This is a genomic window from Bacillus sp. RB3 (assembly GCF_030164735.1).
In the GTDB taxonomy this organism is placed as follows: domain Bacteria; phylum Bacillota; class Bacilli; order Bacillales; family Bacillaceae_G; genus Bacillus_A; species Bacillus_A cereus.
Genome location: NZ_JASNGE010000002.1, coordinates 104,766 through 119,143 on the forward strand (window position 1 = coordinate 104,766; position 14,378 = coordinate 119,143).

Here is a 14,378-nt window from a genome sequence, read left to right on the forward strand (position 1 = left end):
CAAAGGAACCAATAATGTTAATGAATTTTAAACAAGATCCTTATTTAACAACAAATAAAAAGAGTGCATTTTTATATGCACCCTTAGTAAGGTAGGTGAATGTTTTATGAGATATAGAAAATCTAAAAAATCGTAATCAGATTTTCACGAGTAAATTTTTAATATTGTATGCCTTACATGGAATTATGGAGCCTGTCATTAAATAATCAAGAGCGCCTTGAGAGAAAAACGCTCTGACTAAAACTAATGTTGAAAAAGAATACCCATAATATTCTATGTATGTTTTTGATTTAGGTGCGAGATTAAATAAAATCTTTATTTGAAATAAAAAAGGCCCTAGAGGACTAGGGCCAAGATTGAAGTATCATCTTTAAAGTGAAAGTAAAAAGAATGATATGATGTTATTTTAACACAAATCTTAAAATTAAGAAATAACGATATTAATAAAATCGTTATTTTGTTGAATGAAAAAAAGTCTCTCATTGAGAGACTTTTGAAAATGTTTATATTTTTAACTAACTTAAAAATCTTTTCTTAATATCCGGAGTAGGGATAAGACATTGTTTTTGTTTGCCAAACCATTTGTATCTATTTTCTGCAACTTTTTTATAATAAAGGTTTCGAATAGGTCTTGGAATTATTAAAAGGATAAATAATAATTTACAGCTTCCTTTTAAGTATTTACAAATATTCAGTATAGCATCTGATTCTGTATAAGCCTTATTATTATCGATTAGTATCACGCTATCTATGGTTTTGCTAATGTTGTATTGATCTAATAACTGAATACCTATGCTACTTTGGCGTGATGCAAATTTAAAATATCCTTTAGGATCTCTTTTAATAATAAATTGAACACTTTGATTACATAAATTACAGTCTCCATCAAATAGTATAATTCGTGTCATTTATAATCCTTTCTAAAACGTTTATTTGAATGCTTTTTATTTTAACTGAAAAGAGAATATAAATACACTGATTGTGAATTATTGAATGAAGAAAAGTTTTTATTAAAAACGCTATTCGATAATAAAAATTAAAAGTGAAAAGAGCACTATGAATAAGTGCCCTTTCCAAGAGTGAGTATAAATACCTATCATTCTATACTAGTATATGCTGATAGATATAAATTGTGAAAAAATTGAAAAAACCTTATTTGATAAAGATATAACTAAGTTACAATAAATTCTACGATAATTGGAGTTGCTCCATCAAGTACATCTCCACCAGGAATGGTAATAGAAGAAGGGCCAACAGTGATAGTTGAGGTATCAGCTGTTTGGAGAACGCCATTAATATAGAGGTTGTAGTAAGAATATGAAGCTGGAAATGCTGTATTGGTCCCTATATCATTTGTAAAAGCTGTTGCAGCAATTGCAAATGTAGCACCAGTACCTGTCCCAGAGCTTGCTAAGCCGGTGAATTTTCTACCAGCCACAAAAGGTTTAACGATAGCCATTGAAATTCGCTCCTTTCTAAAATTAACTCGAACAAACTTTTAGAAAGCTTGGTCCTGTATTATATTTTATGGTTTACTTTTCAAAAAGAAACGGCTTATATATTAGCGTATTAGTATAATTTTTATCATTTGTATATAACATTATTAGGGTTTTGACGATGCGTTTCGTGTTATTAGAAAGATTTTGAATAAAAATTTCATTTTGTCATAAATAAAAAGGCGGTTGTTTCCGCAACCACCTTTTTATAAAGCAGAGCCACTTTTTCAGATATAACATATGGATGATTCCTGAAAAAAGTTATAGGACATAACCCTATTTTTATAACGAAAGTGACGAGCTCAAGTTATAAGAAAGGACTGGATATATTGTATGAAATCTTTTCTAAAGTGTTCGCAAATAAAAGAGCAGCTAGCAAAAGCTAACTGCTCATATAAGGAAATCGGAGAAAGATAACCATGTGTCTATAGTGTTGACGGAATATTGAGTTTTATTCAGGGGATAGAGGGTCTTTTGCAAAGAAAAAGGCTAAGATTTCTCCTAGCAAAAGAGTTATGTCGTACAGAAAGGTACTTGTGCGCAAACCAGGTGTTTGTTAATTCATTATATAACGTTTCTTAGGTAGATAAGCTGAATCATAGTAATCTTTACGTAAACTTTACATGGTATTGAAGATTTTGATAGAGATCAAATTTGAATTTTATTAAGAAAGTGGACTAAAAGCGTTGATAACTAGATGGGAAAAGAGAGCATCATCACTGAAATAAAAAAGCCCTGCACACAGGGCATCTAAAAGATACCTTAGCAATAACGACGATTAGGGGGACGTATTAGCTAAGGTATCTGGATGGATGGCTATGCAATCAAGAGCATTGTTGAATGTATTGGGATATTCAACACGTTAAGAATAACATGAAATTTCAGTTAATTCATCCGGTAAATTTGTCCAAAAAAGGTGCTTCTATAAAAGTTTTTCACGGAAGAAATGGATTCGTGGATCTTAACAAAAGTGTTATTTTAACTGAAAGAGCATCCAACCTTTATTAAAAGGCTCATTGATTTTAACTTCAGATGTGTCTCTAATTGAATAGTTATCACGAAAATTTACAACAGAAGAAACCTTTTGCTTTTTATTATCTGCCACATGTCCGTATAGGTGGATTTCATGTGTTCTATATTCTTCTGAAGGTTCAACTTTTTTGATTATGATATCAAGATCTTTTTCTTTTTTAAAGTAACCGATAGTTACTAGTTCAGCAGTTTTACTTACTTCCGGCCATTCTTCACTATATTCTTTTGGAACGAATTGAGATGAAACAAAGTGTATAAATAAAATGGGGATAGTAATAAAAGCTATACATACAATGCCATAACGTAATAATTTTCTTTCCACAAACTGTCACCTACCAATGGTGTTTTGTTTAATAAAGTTAACATTTTATATATTAAACCATTATTAAACAGGAAAACATTCTTTTTGGTGACATTAGTATTACAAATTTGTAAGGTTTATTAGAAAAATTAACTTAATGGAAAGTTGAATAAAATAGTTATTTTGCAAAAAAGGAGAGGTGATCGATGTGCATTTAGATATTCCAAGAATCAAAAAGGTGGGAAATTTAACAGTAAGATTCGTAAATGAAAAAGATCAGTTAGAAATTAAGGTGCATATTAATCACCATGATTTTAAAGAAGCTAACATTCAGATCGATCAACAACTTTTAATCGATAAGGGAGCTATGAAAAAAAGAGGGGCATTAAAACAAGCTCAAAATTGGTTGCAACGTAATAAGCAGTTCGTTGTGGATGTTATCGATAAACAGTTTCCAACGTTTTGGTGATTTTATAACAAAATTCTTATTTGAATAGAGAGAAGCCCTAGAGTTTAGGGGGTCTAGGGCTTCAAGTCTGAGTATACCTTAAAAGGTATTATAAAGAGAAAAGAACATATTGAAGATAACATATGAATGTTTCATAAATGTATCAAAAAAGTGAACAAATTCTTTATTTTATATGAGAGTGAGGTGATCCCAATAAAAATTACACAATTAGATATCGATAAAATGGTACTTCGATTAAATGTAGGGTACAACGGTTTTAAATTTAAAGAATCGGATCTAAAGGACGGCGAGCTAAAGGATTGGGCCAAAAAGAATAATTTGTTAAAAAGTGATGATAAGGACAAGGGTTAATAAAATCGTTATTTAAATAAAAGAACCCCCGATTGTCTGCGGGGTTTCTAAGGGTAATCGTCAAGTAATGACGTACTCGACTAAACAACCATTTCATGAATTTTTTGGTAAAAATACTGGTAAATGCGTCCAAGTGGGGAAGGGCATCATTTTGAACAAAAACACTATTTGATACAGGTTTAAAAATACCATATGTATCCTATGAAAAATATGGATACAACTAAAAGTATAAATAGAAAATATTTAAAGAATTTGAGTAATATTTTCATTGCTTAACTCCTAATTTTTTAGCTATTTTATGGGAATATATAGATTTTTATACAACTAAACCAAAACTTCATTTTATTAGAAAAGGAGAATTGGAGATGGAATTCTATAAAGTATCTTTTTGTGGCGATCAGGATATAAAGGTTATCCTAGCCAATAGTAAATATGAAGCTGCAGGGTATTATTTAATGCAGTGTCATAACGGAAGTGGTTTTATGGATGATGTGGTACTTGAAACGATGGCAGCTGATGAAAAAATCGAAGTTTCGTGTGTTGGTTTCCCAGTGTATAAAACATTAGAAGAACTATATAAAGAGAAAGAATTCGGTGATACACCATGCGTTATTGTCGGATTAGCAAATTAGAAAACTAAACAAAAATTTCATTTTGTAGAAAAACGCCAAAGTAAAACGAGCACTTGTTCCAGAGTGCTCGCTTAAAAACATTCCATGTATTGGGGTTATGTTTGTAAGTCATGAACCAGTGAATGACTGAAAAATAAGGTTCAAGATAGTTTATTCATTTTAGAGTAAATGGGTACCTGTACAGTAAAAAAGAGCGGCTAGCAAAGGCTAACTGCTCTCCTAAAGAAACATTAAGAAGGAAGTTCAATCATTAAGTGTATTTATAGTATGGACAAGATTTAGGAATTTATTCAGGGAGGAATTAATATGGTTGATGGATTTGAGGCGTTATTTACAAAAGTGGCCCAAGTGCAGGGAGATCAAGAGTTGACTTGTAGTTGTACAGAGTGTTATTGGAATATGTATTTCCCTAATCGTTCAAATTCAAAAGAATGTGTATCAGAAAGCTTAGCGGATTTCAAAATGACACCTAATTCAACTGAATGTAAAGGATATTGGGATTATACAGAAGCGTGCGGCCATCCAAAACGATAAAAAAGCAGCTAGCAAAAGCTAACTGCTCATCTCCAAGGGGGAACAAGGAGAAAGTAACTTAATGGGTTGTCTACAGTATTGACGGAATATTGAGTTTTATTCAGGGGATAGAGGGTCTTTTGCAAAGAAAAAGGCTAGGATTTCTCCTAGCAAAAGAGTTAAGTCGTACAGAAAGGTATTTGTGTGCAAACCAGGTGTTTGCAAATTCATTATATAACGCTTCTGAGGTGGACAGGCTGAATCATAGCAATCTTTACGTAAACTTTACGTGGTATTGAAGATTTTGATAGAGATCAAATTTGAATTTTATTAAGAAAGTGGACTATAAGTATAAATAATTGGATGAGGGAAATCGACATTACTGAAATAAAAAAGCCCTGCACATAAGGCATCTAAAAAGATACCTTAGCAGTAGCGACAACCAGGAGGGGTTGTAGCTAAGGTATCTTAATAGATTGTTGCATACTTAGTATGCAATTAAGAGCATTGTTGAATGTATTGGGGTATTCAACACGTTAAGAATAACACGAAATTTCTGTTAATTCATCCGGTAAATTTGTCCAAAAAAGGTGCTTCTATAAAAGTTTTTCACCTAAGAAATGGATTCGTGGACCTTAACAAAAGAGTTATTTTGTATAAGAATCTTTACGCCTATACACAAAAATAGCAGGCAACTGATTAAATTGCCTGCTATGCTCATAACGTTTCACGGAGGAGTGCCTTCCGTTTTGAAAGAGCGGAGCCAGGGAGAGTGTGTGGCTCAAATGTAGTATGTGTAATGTAAAAAAGATTATTCGTAAAGGAGAATGAAAAATTATTTTATAAGGACTGGTATTCTTTTAGTTTCAAATCTTCCAAAGTCTATAGGACAATATGCAAACGTTGCTATAGGTTCTGAAGTCTCGTTTGTAAAAAAAGTGTGGTTAATTACGTCACCAGAAGAAGAATAAAAAGTAATTTTGGTTTTTGATATAGGAGGAAGCGTTATTACTAGTGGTTTACTTGTCATACTGATCAACTCCTAAATTATTTGGTTTTATATGAACTTTATATGTATTCAATAAATGTATATGAATTCATTTTATAAAGTTAGTACTTTGTGAATTGAGAAATTTAACAAAATAGTTATTTCATAACAAACGAAAAAGAGTACACATGTAAGTATGCTCTTTGATAAGAAAGGTAGATTTCTATGAGTGGAGAGTCTTTATACAATAACATATGCTTGTCCAGTTAAAAGGTGAAAAAACGTTCGAAAAATCTTTATCTAATTTAAAAGAGTACCATTTGGGCGTATGGTACTCTTGGACAAAGAACTATATTGTGTATATTTTATAGTCCGTATAAGTATATAGACTTCGTAAATAAATCGTGAATCATTTTTCAACAAAATCGTTATGCAAGTATAAAAATTAAAAAGCTGTTTAATGCATCAATACTAAACAGCCTAAAATAAGAAAAATATAACTTGAAATATTGATTATAAGTTTAAAGCTAATTGGGCACTTGGAGGGATTTCTCTTTTTTGTACCTCAGCCCAATTTTTACCACTGGAGCCTCTAGATAATACTTGTAAGTATGCTCCTCTACTTAGTTTTTTAGTTGTATTAATAATAATATCTTGTTTTTGGCCTTTATCATTATATGCTGTAAATCTATATTCATAGGATGGTGCTCCAGTTCGTATTGAATCCATACCTAAATACTCACCGTCACTTTTAACTGTAGTGTAGTACAGATCTAAGTTGCGAGAGAGGTTAAATTTATCAAAGGTAGCGCGACCTTCTGGTACAACTGTAATGCCGAGTATAGGTGCTAAAAGTGCAACAATAAAAGTGCGCTTCATCATGTTTATTTACCTCCATATGTTATTTGTAAACCAAAATATATTTTATAGGAATTGAATGAATTAGTCATCAGAAAAAGTATTCCAGAGACCTTACACTTTTGTAAGGTAAGAAAATTTTAATAAAAACGCTATTTTATTAGAAAAGGAGAATGAATGATGAAAACATTTACTGTAACGTATACGGAAACTAAGGTGTATGAGGGAATTGTAGAAGCGGAAACATTAGAACAAGCAGCTGATCGCGTTCGTGATGGATATGTCGAAGAAGAGGTGCTAGTTGAAAAAGACATAACTATCGATGAGCTAAAACTGGAACAAACGGAAGAACCGGATAACGTTCGAAGTTTGGTTATAAATTACGGAGAACTTAGTTTTACGAATTTTGAACATGCTGTAAATGTTCTTTCAGAGGAGTATGGATTTGAAGGTGAAGCATGGGAAATGGTTGTAGCGAGTGGAGACTTAGAAATATTATGTGAGTTTCTAAGCGAAGATGGTATAAGTGCAGAAATCGAATAAAAACTTCATTTTATACAATAAAACAGCTAGCGCGATTAGCTAGCTGTCCTGTTAAGAAAAAGAAAACGGTGCTTATCAAATGTGCAGTTGTAATTGCGAATTACAACTATAGTATGAACAGAGTTGTAAATGTTATGCGAAAATAATCTAATAAAAATTTCATTTTGTAGAAAAGGAGAAATTAAAAAAGAGCAGCTAGCAAGGCTTGGAGTGCAAAAGCTAACTGCTCACCTAATGGAGGTCTTGTCTCAACTAGGTTGTCTATAGTATTCACAGAATATTGGATTTTATTCAAACAAACCTTAAAGAGCACCTTTGAATAGTGCTCTTTAAGGAAAAAATGAGATGTTGAAAAGTAAATTAGGTTTTTTTACTTCGAGATAATATATGACTATTTCATCATAATGTGACGATGAATCACAAAAGAGCAGCTAGCAAAAGCTAACTGCTCGGCTCCTATCTTAAAATAAGATGTTAGGTGTAAGGTTGATTCGTGATGAATGGAGCCTGTATCTATTATTAACGAAACATTGAGTTTTATTCAGGGGAGGAAGAGAAATGAGACCACGTAGATTTGAGTATTTGATTTCTTATAAGTATTACCATAATAACGGTAATACGGATTGTACGTATTTATTCAATAGTAGAAAAGATGTCCTAGATTTAATGGATCTATTAAAAGAAAAATGCAATGCTCATACGGTCATAATCAATAACAGTCAATTACTAAGAGAAAAGAGAGCATTATAAAAACTCAACAAAATAATCCTTTGAATAGAAAGTGAGGTTAGGAGAATGGAGAATAACATAAAACTTTTAGGTGATGACGGGATGTTGGGTATGGAGTTTAAGAATAGAACGATTCGTGTTTATAACACAGAAGGCGATGTGATGGAATTACTTTCAACAAAAGAACAGATTCGAGAGGCTATCGATTATTTAAAAGAATGCCAGAAAGAAATGAAGTAATGTTTTAAAGAGTAATCACATCGAACGGAGGGGAACCCTATCAACAAGGAACTCCGGATAAGGAAATCAGAATTATGTATGATCGTAGTTTTACTTATGTTGGGAAACTCAAGAAGAAGTGGGAAAGTGAAGAGAAATGGCAAGGTCCAACTGATATGAGAGAAATAAAAAAAGGCTAGGATTTCGCCTAGCAAAAGAGTTATGTCGTACAGAAAGGTACTTGTGTGCAAACCAGGTGTTTGCAAAGTCATTTTTAGTTAAACTTGTGTTAGTCAATAATACTTGCAGGTTATTTATCATTAGTCTAAGGAAGAACGAATGTTTTTTGCTGAGTGATATCTGATGTGAAGACAGCCGTTACATTTGAGTTTTTAAAATGTTCAGCTATATCTTTACCAAGCAAATCCTTTACTTTTTTATATTGATTATCAGAAATAGGTGTTCTCCGGGTGTGATGATAATAAATTTCTTTATTAGGCAGCACAGACTTTTTGTTGGCATTTTGGATTTTTTGTATGCCGTCATGACTATCAAGGTAAGAGATTTTAAATTCATCATTTGGGTTTTCTACACTTTGAATCGACTCTTTAAGTTTTTTCTGAAACTCGGTAAACCCTGGGCTTGTTGTGTTACTTAACCCTGTAGCGTATGTAATGTAAGGACCCCAGTACATATTGATATCAGCAATACCATTTTTGAATAAGACTGGGTAATTCTTTATAAATGAGATTTCACTATTTTCGCACACAAGAACCAAAAATTGATTTCTTTCTTTGTTTGAAAAGAAGATTTTAATTCTATGATTATTAAAGTCAAATACAATTTCTAGTATTTTATTAGAATTTATAGAGCACAATATTTCATATTCCTTTTGGAATTTCATTAAAAATACACCTCCTAACACGGTCAATATTCGACATTTAGGAGTGTAAATCCTGCATAATTTGTAGAGATAGGTTGAAGATTGAACGAAAACGCTATTTTAATACGGAATGAGGGAGTGAAATGGAGCAATAATCAATATTTGAAATGAATGAAACAAAAATTAAACTGTATGAAGTCTTGGAGGATAACGACTACCATTGCGAGATTAGGAGTTATTACCTCCACAACGATTACATGGGCGAGGTTAAATATTTTTACATTAGAACGACAGACGACACGATTATTGATATGTGTTTAAGTGAGTTTCCAGAAGTGTTTGCTGTGTACGAGGGATTCACTGAAGCGCAGATCAAGAAGATTTACAGAGGGAGATTGTAAAAGCCACATTTAATTAGGGAAATCCTAGGCCAAGGAATACATCATTAAAGATACTACTTTAGTAATATAATTGGTGATGCATTCCTAACATTAAGCCTTGTTGCACTTGCTATTTTATCTGCCCACCATGGATTCCTGAGAAAGTGCCAAGGCACCTAGGATTGTAGCTAAATGGAATAGCATAAGCATCATCTCCGTTACAAGTTTTTTCTTAACTAAGAAGTTAAGTACTTCAGAAATGGAGCAGGAAAGTGTGCCAGCATACAAGATGCCAACAAACCAGCCTTTACTACCCAGCCACACTGGTAAGTCGGTCAGGAATGATTGAATCGAACAATCAACAGTTAAAACCAAAATATAGTAAATAGTTTATTAGATTTGAATGCAAGTGTCAAATTAATCTATTGTATAGATCGAACGGAGGGGAACCGTATCGTATGAATCAATTGTCATTTTTTAAAGACATCGATGAAAAGGAGATGCGAAGACTTGTGGTGAAGGAGCTGAAAAACTACAAAGCATTGTGTGTCCGGATGAAGAATCAAGAAGAACGGGCTCAAGCTGGGTGTGTTGTTCTTTTTCCTAAAATGAAAGGTGACGATAAGAATCATGAGATACGCTTTAAACAAATTGAACGGACGTTGCAATATGCGCTTGATAAAGAACAGCGACAGATTATTGAGTTAAAGTATTTGGGGAATGAGAAAGTGAAAGATTCCTATGTTTATAACGAGTTGATGATGAGACGCGATAAATTTTATGAGAATAAAAAAAGTGCCGTTCGGTTGATAGCTATGGCTTTGGGGATAATATAGAATAATTATTTATAGGAAGGAAAAAGCACCCGAAAATTAAGTGCTTTTTCCTTTTTGAAATATATATTTTACCGTTTATAATTAGATACTGTAGCATGTCCATCTCCAGAACTAATTGCTACCTTATACGTACAATAGCCATTCATATAATAATCATTAGAACTGTCTCCTGACATTCTATCAACTATATTATCTGTACCACCGCAGTTCTCATATAATACGGCGTTAACTGTTCGATGATTTGTTGTCACTGTCCATGTACCATATTGATGTTTCCCCTCTACTGAATAGCTCGGATTTTTGCCTGATGAGTAAGCGTATTCAAGCATATTTGGAGAATTTACTCCAGCAAAAGCTGCTGTTCCTCCAACAGATAAAAGTCCTAATGTAAGGCCAAAAGCAACTAACGATTTTTTCATTGTATAAAACCTCCCTAGTATTTTTATAAGGTTGTCCCCCTTACACTTTTTAGGTTATATTTTGAATTTGGAAGTGTAAAACTAATAATTTAGACAAAATTATACAATTTTCTCAAATATTGTATAAAAATTCATTGTTCAAAAAGTTGTCAAAATTAAAAAGTGTTTCCCTAGAGAAAAAAACGAATAGTTTATACAAGATTTGTATATTAATTTATTGTTGAAATATTCAAAAATGAGTTGATAAAGGTATTTGAAATGATTTTCCTTAAAATAAGTGATTAAGTGAAATGATTTTTTATGCAAAATGGAGGAGTGGAATTAGGTTTTAAAGGAGTAAAGTTTTAAAAATAAATTTTATTCTAGTGAAAATGGATTTCTAGCGTTTTGTGTTATTGATATAGATGAGGTTATTATATTTTACATGTTGTATCATCTTCTTACCCTGCCTGATGGTGGGGATATTTGTGTTTCAGAAAAAAATATGAGGTAGAATTCTGTTAATATAGAAATATTTTTTATTGATTAGGATGATTAAATTTACTATTTTTCATGTTATGATAAATTTCATAGGGAGGATAAAAATCCCAATATAAAAGCCAATCGTATTACAGTACGATTGGCTTTGAAAGGAGGAGAATTATTATATTCGCCCCAATATCCATATCGGATGTTTGCCAATTAGTTCTTCTATTAATTCTTTTAATGGATAGAAGAAATAGCAAACAGTAATCTTTGAAGCTTATTTGTGTTACAGCACAAATAAGCTTTTTCCATACCTATTATATCCGATTTTATTGACTATAGTACATAAAAATAATTTAGATTTTTATAAATTGATGGATTAACAGGAGGCTTTCCATGTCAAGTTTATCAGAAATACGTATGTATTTTGTTAGATCTTTTTGCAGGTACTGGGGGGCTGATGAGTGATGTTTATCGACAAAAGAAGGGACAAACTTGGGGACGCTTTTGAGGATTTTTCAAAACAGAATAACTATTACGCTATACCTATACAGTTCTTTGAAAAAAGAATAGTGTGGGGATAGCGTAACCCCTTTATCAAAACGTTACCGGAGAACGGGCAAGGACGGTAAGAACCCGCAAAAAGGACGAAAAGACCAATTATATTTATATATTCAGCCGCGGTGCGTGAGTGTCGTGGCTTTTGTGTTTCTTATTGAGCCCAGTAATATTGCTGGGGTGATCGGTGATACAAAATATTTTTTCGTGATATTCCCCAAAAATGTCATTTTCAATTTGTGCTATTAATGGATGGGTGGTAGAGTTATTTCATAGGAAGCCCGGGAACCTATAAAGAAAAATGAAAAAATACATAATTTGAATTGGGTTATCATATTAAAATGATTATTTAATGTAGAGTGAGGGAATAAAGTTTGAATTTTAGATGGATTTTCAATTTTTTACTATTGTTATTGGTTGTTACAGGGGTCATAACAGGATTGTATAGTTGGATGTATAATCAAAACCTTTCATTAGAAATCCTTAAAACTATTGCGCAATTTGCAACGGTAATAACAGCTGTGGGTGCTATTATATCAGCTTATTTCGGGGCGAGGAAATATTTTGATGATAAAAATAGGGAATTCATAGAAAGGAGATTAAATGAAGTATATGCTCCGTTATATGGACTACTGGCAAAGCAAAAAGTGTTAAGAGATATTATAGCACCAGGTATGACTGTAGAAGAAATACCAATCATAAGTATTTCACATACAAAAACTACATCAAAATACAATGAAGAGTTAAAGGAATTTGAAAAAAATGTGGAAGAATTAACAAGTATAGCTGATAAAAAGGAGTTTTTATCTATTATCCAAGGGTCAAATATGGGATTAGCTAGCCCTAATCTAGTCGTATTAATTAATAAGTATGAAACAGCCTTGTGGTTCATGAACCTACCTGAATCACATCCTGAAAGAAAAAAAGTTGAAGATTTAATTTTGGAAATTGAAATATCATTGTGCAAAGAAATAATAATTAGTTATAAATCTTGTATTAAAAAATTAGGTTTGGATAAATCAACTGAAATTGATCATTTGGATGTAAAGACGGGATTTTTTAATTAAATAATTTTTGAGAAAAAGCATCTATTTGGGGTGCTTTTTCTTTTGCGCAAAACAAACTCGAGCGTTAGTATATTTTGAGGCCCTTAATGAGCTGAGTAATTTTATTAAGTTCATATGTAACATAATATCTTCCTCTATATATCTGAATTCAAAAATGTAGTGTATAATTAATGGAATCATAATTAGGAGAGAGGGAGAAGTAAATGAACACACAAGCTGCTATAGAAGCTGCGAAAATCGCCGCAGAAACAGCTGCACGAAATGCTTTGATTACAACGATAGTTGCGGTAATTACTTTGCTTATCACGAGTGGGATTTCAATTTGGTCAGTGATGAGAAATAGTAAAATCACTAAGGAATTAGGAGAAAAGAATCTTAAGTCTGCAGAACAAAATAGATATATAGACGCAATAAGTCAAGAGAGAGTAAAATGGATAAATATAATGAGGGATAAATTTAGCGAGTACGTCAAGATTTCAAACCTTCTAATGAACGATATGAACAAATTGAAACATGGTAAAGGTGATGTTGATGATAGCCTAATGAGAGTGAGATATCACGAACTTACATATATAAGTAATAATATATATTTTTTATTAAATCCAACAGAACCTGTTAGTAAAGAAATAAGGAAATTGCAGGGAACAATTAATAGCCAATTACGTAGAGGTAAAATTTCTGAGTTTGATTCTGATCAGATGAGAGATTTAGCTCAAGACTTAGGTTATTTATTTCAAGTAGTACTTAAGTCAGAATGGAAAAGAGTAAAAGAAGAGAATAAAAAAGGTGAAGAGATTGATGATGAAAAAATGGAGCGAATTTATAAAAAGGTAGCTCAAAAGATAGATAATAAAAAATATAATAAATACTTTAATAAGTAAGAAAGGTAATGTGCTCATTTAGAGCGCTTTTTCTTTTGCAGAAAACAAACTCGAACGTGAGGTGGCAGGTGAAATGTAGATGGCGAGGTGTTGTGGCTTTTGTGTTTCTTATTGGGCCTGGTGATGTTACTGGGTTGATTGGTGATATAAAATTATTGTATTATAATATTATAATTCGAATATAATACAGGCATACGGAGGGCGTTTTCATGACCAGAGGTATTTACAGAAGGAATAAACTTTTTATGCAAGTTACTGCTATTCTTACAATAGTAACGATAATTGCTGTATTATCAAATGTATATAGTGATATAGAGAAATTACAAAAATTACTCACTGCAATTTTTCAACAAGGAACAACTGTAGTTATTGCTTTAATAGCAATAACAGTTGCATGTATCTCGTATCAAAGTAGTCAAAAAAGACAAGAGAACAAAGATATTTATTTGAATTATTTAGCTTTAATGTTTATATTGATAATTTTTATGCTAGTAGGTTCTATATTTCAATACTTACCGGAAACGAATAAAATATATTTATTAGTTTTTGTTATGTATTCATTATTGGGATTACTCTTAATTACCACTGCGTTGGTAGAGACTTATAGAATTATTAAAAAAACATTTGAATGAATTCTATAGAAAAGCATCCAATTGGATACTTTTCTTTTGTATGAAACAAACTCGAACGTGAGGTATCATGGCTTTTGTGTTTTTTATTGAGCTTAGTAATTTTTTGTTAAGTTCAATAAGAATTAT

The 14,378-nt window shown here is 31.9% G+C and carries 18 protein-coding genes; 11 read left to right on the top strand and 7 right to left on the bottom strand.

What is annotated here, in order from left to right; translation table 11 throughout:
* Positions 1–515 precede the first annotated feature (515 nt).
* The 3 genes from QO049_RS03390 to QO049_RS03400 all read right to left on the bottom strand — a co-directional run bounded on the left by QO049_RS03390 (position 516) and on the right by QO049_RS03400 (position 2,850).
* Positions 516–908 (bottom strand): thiol-disulfide oxidoreductase DCC family protein, encoded by a 393-nt coding sequence (locus QO049_RS03390; RefSeq protein ID WP_284489133.1) that lies wholly within the window; start codon positions 906–908, stop codon positions 516–518.
* 263 nt (positions 909–1,171) lie between these two features.
* Positions 1,172–1,459, bottom strand: a complete 288-nt coding sequence (locus QO049_RS03395; protein ID WP_044585247.1) for a DUF4183 domain-containing protein — start codon at positions 1,457–1,459, stop codon at positions 1,172–1,174.
* Positions 1,460–2,469: 1,010 nt separating this feature from the next.
* Positions 2,470–2,850 (bottom strand): phosphoglycolate phosphatase, encoded by a 381-nt coding sequence (locus tag QO049_RS03400; RefSeq protein WP_284489134.1) that lies wholly within the window; start codon positions 2,848–2,850, stop codon positions 2,470–2,472.
* A 178-nt stretch (positions 2,851–3,028) separates the two neighbouring features.
* Between QO049_RS03400 and QO049_RS03405 the strand changes: the two genes are divergently transcribed.
* The 3 genes from QO049_RS03405 to QO049_RS03415 all read left to right on the top strand — a co-directional run bounded on the left by QO049_RS03405 (position 3,029) and on the right by QO049_RS03415 (position 4,815).
* Entirely contained in the window at positions 3,029–3,298 is a 270-nt protein-coding gene (locus tag QO049_RS03405; RefSeq protein WP_284489135.1) for a hypothetical protein, read from the top strand.
* 716 nt (positions 3,299–4,014) lie between these two features.
* Positions 4,015–4,281, top strand: coding sequence for a hypothetical protein (locus QO049_RS03410; protein WP_151919546.1), 267 nt, complete (start codon positions 4,015–4,017; stop codon positions 4,279–4,281).
* Positions 4,282–4,587: 306 nt separating this feature from the next.
* On the top strand, positions 4,588–4,815 hold the full coding sequence (locus tag QO049_RS03415; protein WP_284489136.1) for a hypothetical protein: 228 nt from the start codon (positions 4,588–4,590) through the stop codon (positions 4,813–4,815).
* A gap of 814 nt (positions 4,816–5,629) precedes the next feature.
* On the opposite strand, the gene QO049_RS03420 is transcribed toward QO049_RS03415, so the two are convergent.
* Positions 5,630–5,824, bottom strand: a complete 195-nt coding sequence (locus tag QO049_RS03420; protein ID WP_284489137.1) for a hypothetical protein — start codon at positions 5,822–5,824, stop codon at positions 5,630–5,632.
* 471 nt (positions 5,825–6,295) lie between these two features.
* Positions 6,296–6,664: a YxeA family protein gene (locus QO049_RS03425; protein ID WP_284489138.1), complete on the bottom strand. Its 369-nt coding sequence runs from the start codon at positions 6,662–6,664 to the stop codon at positions 6,296–6,298.
* 309 nt (positions 6,665–6,973) lie between these two features.
* Here QO049_RS03425 and QO049_RS30890 point away from each other — a divergent pair, with 309 nt between their 5' ends.
* The 3 genes from QO049_RS30890 to QO049_RS03440 all read left to right on the top strand — a co-directional run bounded on the left by QO049_RS30890 (position 6,974) and on the right by QO049_RS03440 (position 8,152).
* Complete coding sequence (locus tag QO049_RS30890) at positions 6,974–7,183, top strand: hypothetical protein (RefSeq protein WP_071686402.1); 210 nt, start codon at positions 6,974–6,976, stop codon at positions 7,181–7,183.
* Positions 7,184–7,741: 558 nt separating this feature from the next.
* A complete protein-coding gene (locus QO049_RS03435; protein WP_284489139.1) occupies positions 7,742–7,933 on the top strand; it encodes a hypothetical protein in 192 nt (63 codons plus the stop codon).
* Between the two features lie 45 nt (positions 7,934–7,978).
* Entirely contained in the window at positions 7,979–8,152 is a 174-nt protein-coding gene (locus QO049_RS03440; RefSeq protein WP_000429748.1) for a hypothetical protein, read from the top strand.
* Between the two features lie 304 nt (positions 8,153–8,456).
* Here the strand turns inward: QO049_RS03440 and QO049_RS03445 are convergent, their stop codons facing one another.
* Entirely contained in the window at positions 8,457–9,035 is a 579-nt protein-coding gene (locus QO049_RS03445) for a hypothetical protein (protein WP_284489140.1), read from the bottom strand.
* Positions 9,036–9,181: 146 nt separating this feature from the next.
* Between QO049_RS03445 and QO049_RS03450 the strand changes: the two genes are divergently transcribed.
* Entirely contained in the window at positions 9,182–9,415 is a 234-nt protein-coding gene (locus QO049_RS03450) for a hypothetical protein (RefSeq protein ID WP_284489141.1), read from the top strand.
* 437 nt (positions 9,416–9,852) lie between these two features.
* Entirely contained in the window at positions 9,853–10,230 is a 378-nt protein-coding gene (locus tag QO049_RS03455; RefSeq protein WP_284489142.1) for an ArpU family phage packaging/lysis transcriptional regulator, read from the top strand.
* Between the two features lie 68 nt (positions 10,231–10,298).
* On the opposite strand, the gene QO049_RS03460 is transcribed toward QO049_RS03455, so the two are convergent.
* The gene (locus QO049_RS03460) at positions 10,299–10,649 is read right to left on the bottom strand and encodes a hypothetical protein (RefSeq protein WP_284489143.1); all 351 of its coding nucleotides are present in this window, start codon (positions 10,647–10,649) and stop codon (positions 10,299–10,301) included.
* A gap of 1,397 nt (positions 10,650–12,046) precedes the next feature.
* Between QO049_RS03460 and QO049_RS03465 the strand changes: the two genes are divergently transcribed.
* The 3 genes from QO049_RS03465 (at position 12,047) to QO049_RS03475 (ending at position 14,252) form a co-directional block, all read left to right on the top strand.
* Positions 12,047–12,739 carry a hypothetical protein gene (locus QO049_RS03465; RefSeq protein WP_137026296.1) on the top strand — a complete coding sequence of 231 codons (693 nt, stop codon included), beginning with the start codon at positions 12,047–12,049 and terminating at the stop codon, positions 12,737–12,739.
* 203 nt (positions 12,740–12,942) lie between these two features.
* The gene (locus QO049_RS03470; protein ID WP_098607639.1) at positions 12,943–13,620 is read left to right on the top strand and encodes a hypothetical protein; all 678 of its coding nucleotides are present in this window, start codon (positions 12,943–12,945) and stop codon (positions 13,618–13,620) included.
* Positions 13,621–13,829: 209 nt separating this feature from the next.
* On the top strand, positions 13,830–14,252 hold the full coding sequence (locus tag QO049_RS03475) for a hypothetical protein (RefSeq protein WP_284489144.1): 423 nt from the start codon (positions 13,830–13,832) through the stop codon (positions 14,250–14,252).
* Positions 14,253–14,378: the final 126 nt, after the last annotated feature.

What these genes read in the sequence shown, in the direction of transcription:
- QO049_RS03390 (WP_284489133.1), bottom strand. Translation starts at nt 908, where the DNA reads ATGACACGAATTATACTATTTGATGGAGACTGTAATTTATGTAATCAA.
- QO049_RS03415 (WP_284489136.1), top strand. Translation starts at nt 4,588, where the DNA reads ATGGTTGATGGATTTGAGGCGTTATTTACAAAAGTGGCCCAAGTGCAG.
- QO049_RS03450 (WP_284489141.1), top strand. Translation starts at nt 9,182, where the DNA reads ATGAATGAAACAAAAATTAAACTGTATGAAGTCTTGGAGGATAACGAC.
- QO049_RS03445 (WP_284489140.1), bottom strand. Translation starts at nt 9,035, where the DNA reads ATGAAATTCCAAAAGGAATATGAAATATTGTGCTCTATAAATTCTAAT.
- QO049_RS03475 (WP_284489144.1), top strand. Translation starts at nt 13,830, where the DNA reads ATGACCAGAGGTATTTACAGAAGGAATAAACTTTTTATGCAAGTTACT.
- QO049_RS03470 (WP_098607639.1), top strand. Translation starts at nt 12,943, where the DNA reads ATGAACACACAAGCTGCTATAGAAGCTGCGAAAATCGCCGCAGAAACA.
- QO049_RS03440 (WP_000429748.1), top strand. Translation starts at nt 7,979, where the DNA reads ATGGAGAATAACATAAAACTTTTAGGTGATGACGGGATGTTGGGTATG.
- QO049_RS03410 (WP_151919546.1), top strand. Translation starts at nt 4,015, where the DNA reads ATGGAATTCTATAAAGTATCTTTTTGTGGCGATCAGGATATAAAGGTT.
- QO049_RS03435 (WP_284489139.1), top strand. Translation starts at nt 7,742, where the DNA reads ATGAGACCACGTAGATTTGAGTATTTGATTTCTTATAAGTATTACCAT.
- QO049_RS03425 (WP_284489138.1), bottom strand. Translation starts at nt 6,664, where the DNA reads ATGATGAAGCGCACTTTTATTGTTGCACTTTTAGCACCTATACTCGGC.
- QO049_RS03460 (WP_284489143.1), bottom strand. Translation starts at nt 10,649, where the DNA reads ATGAAAAAATCGTTAGTTGCTTTTGGCCTTACATTAGGACTTTTATCT.
- QO049_RS03420 (WP_284489137.1), bottom strand. Translation starts at nt 5,824, where the DNA reads ATGACAAGTAAACCACTAGTAATAACGCTTCCTCCTATATCAAAAACC.
- QO049_RS03395 (WP_044585247.1), bottom strand. Translation starts at nt 1,459, where the DNA reads ATGGCTATCGTTAAACCTTTTGTGGCTGGTAGAAAATTCACCGGCTTA.
- QO049_RS03455 (WP_284489142.1), top strand. Translation starts at nt 9,853, where the DNA reads ATGAATCAATTGTCATTTTTTAAAGACATCGATGAAAAGGAGATGCGA.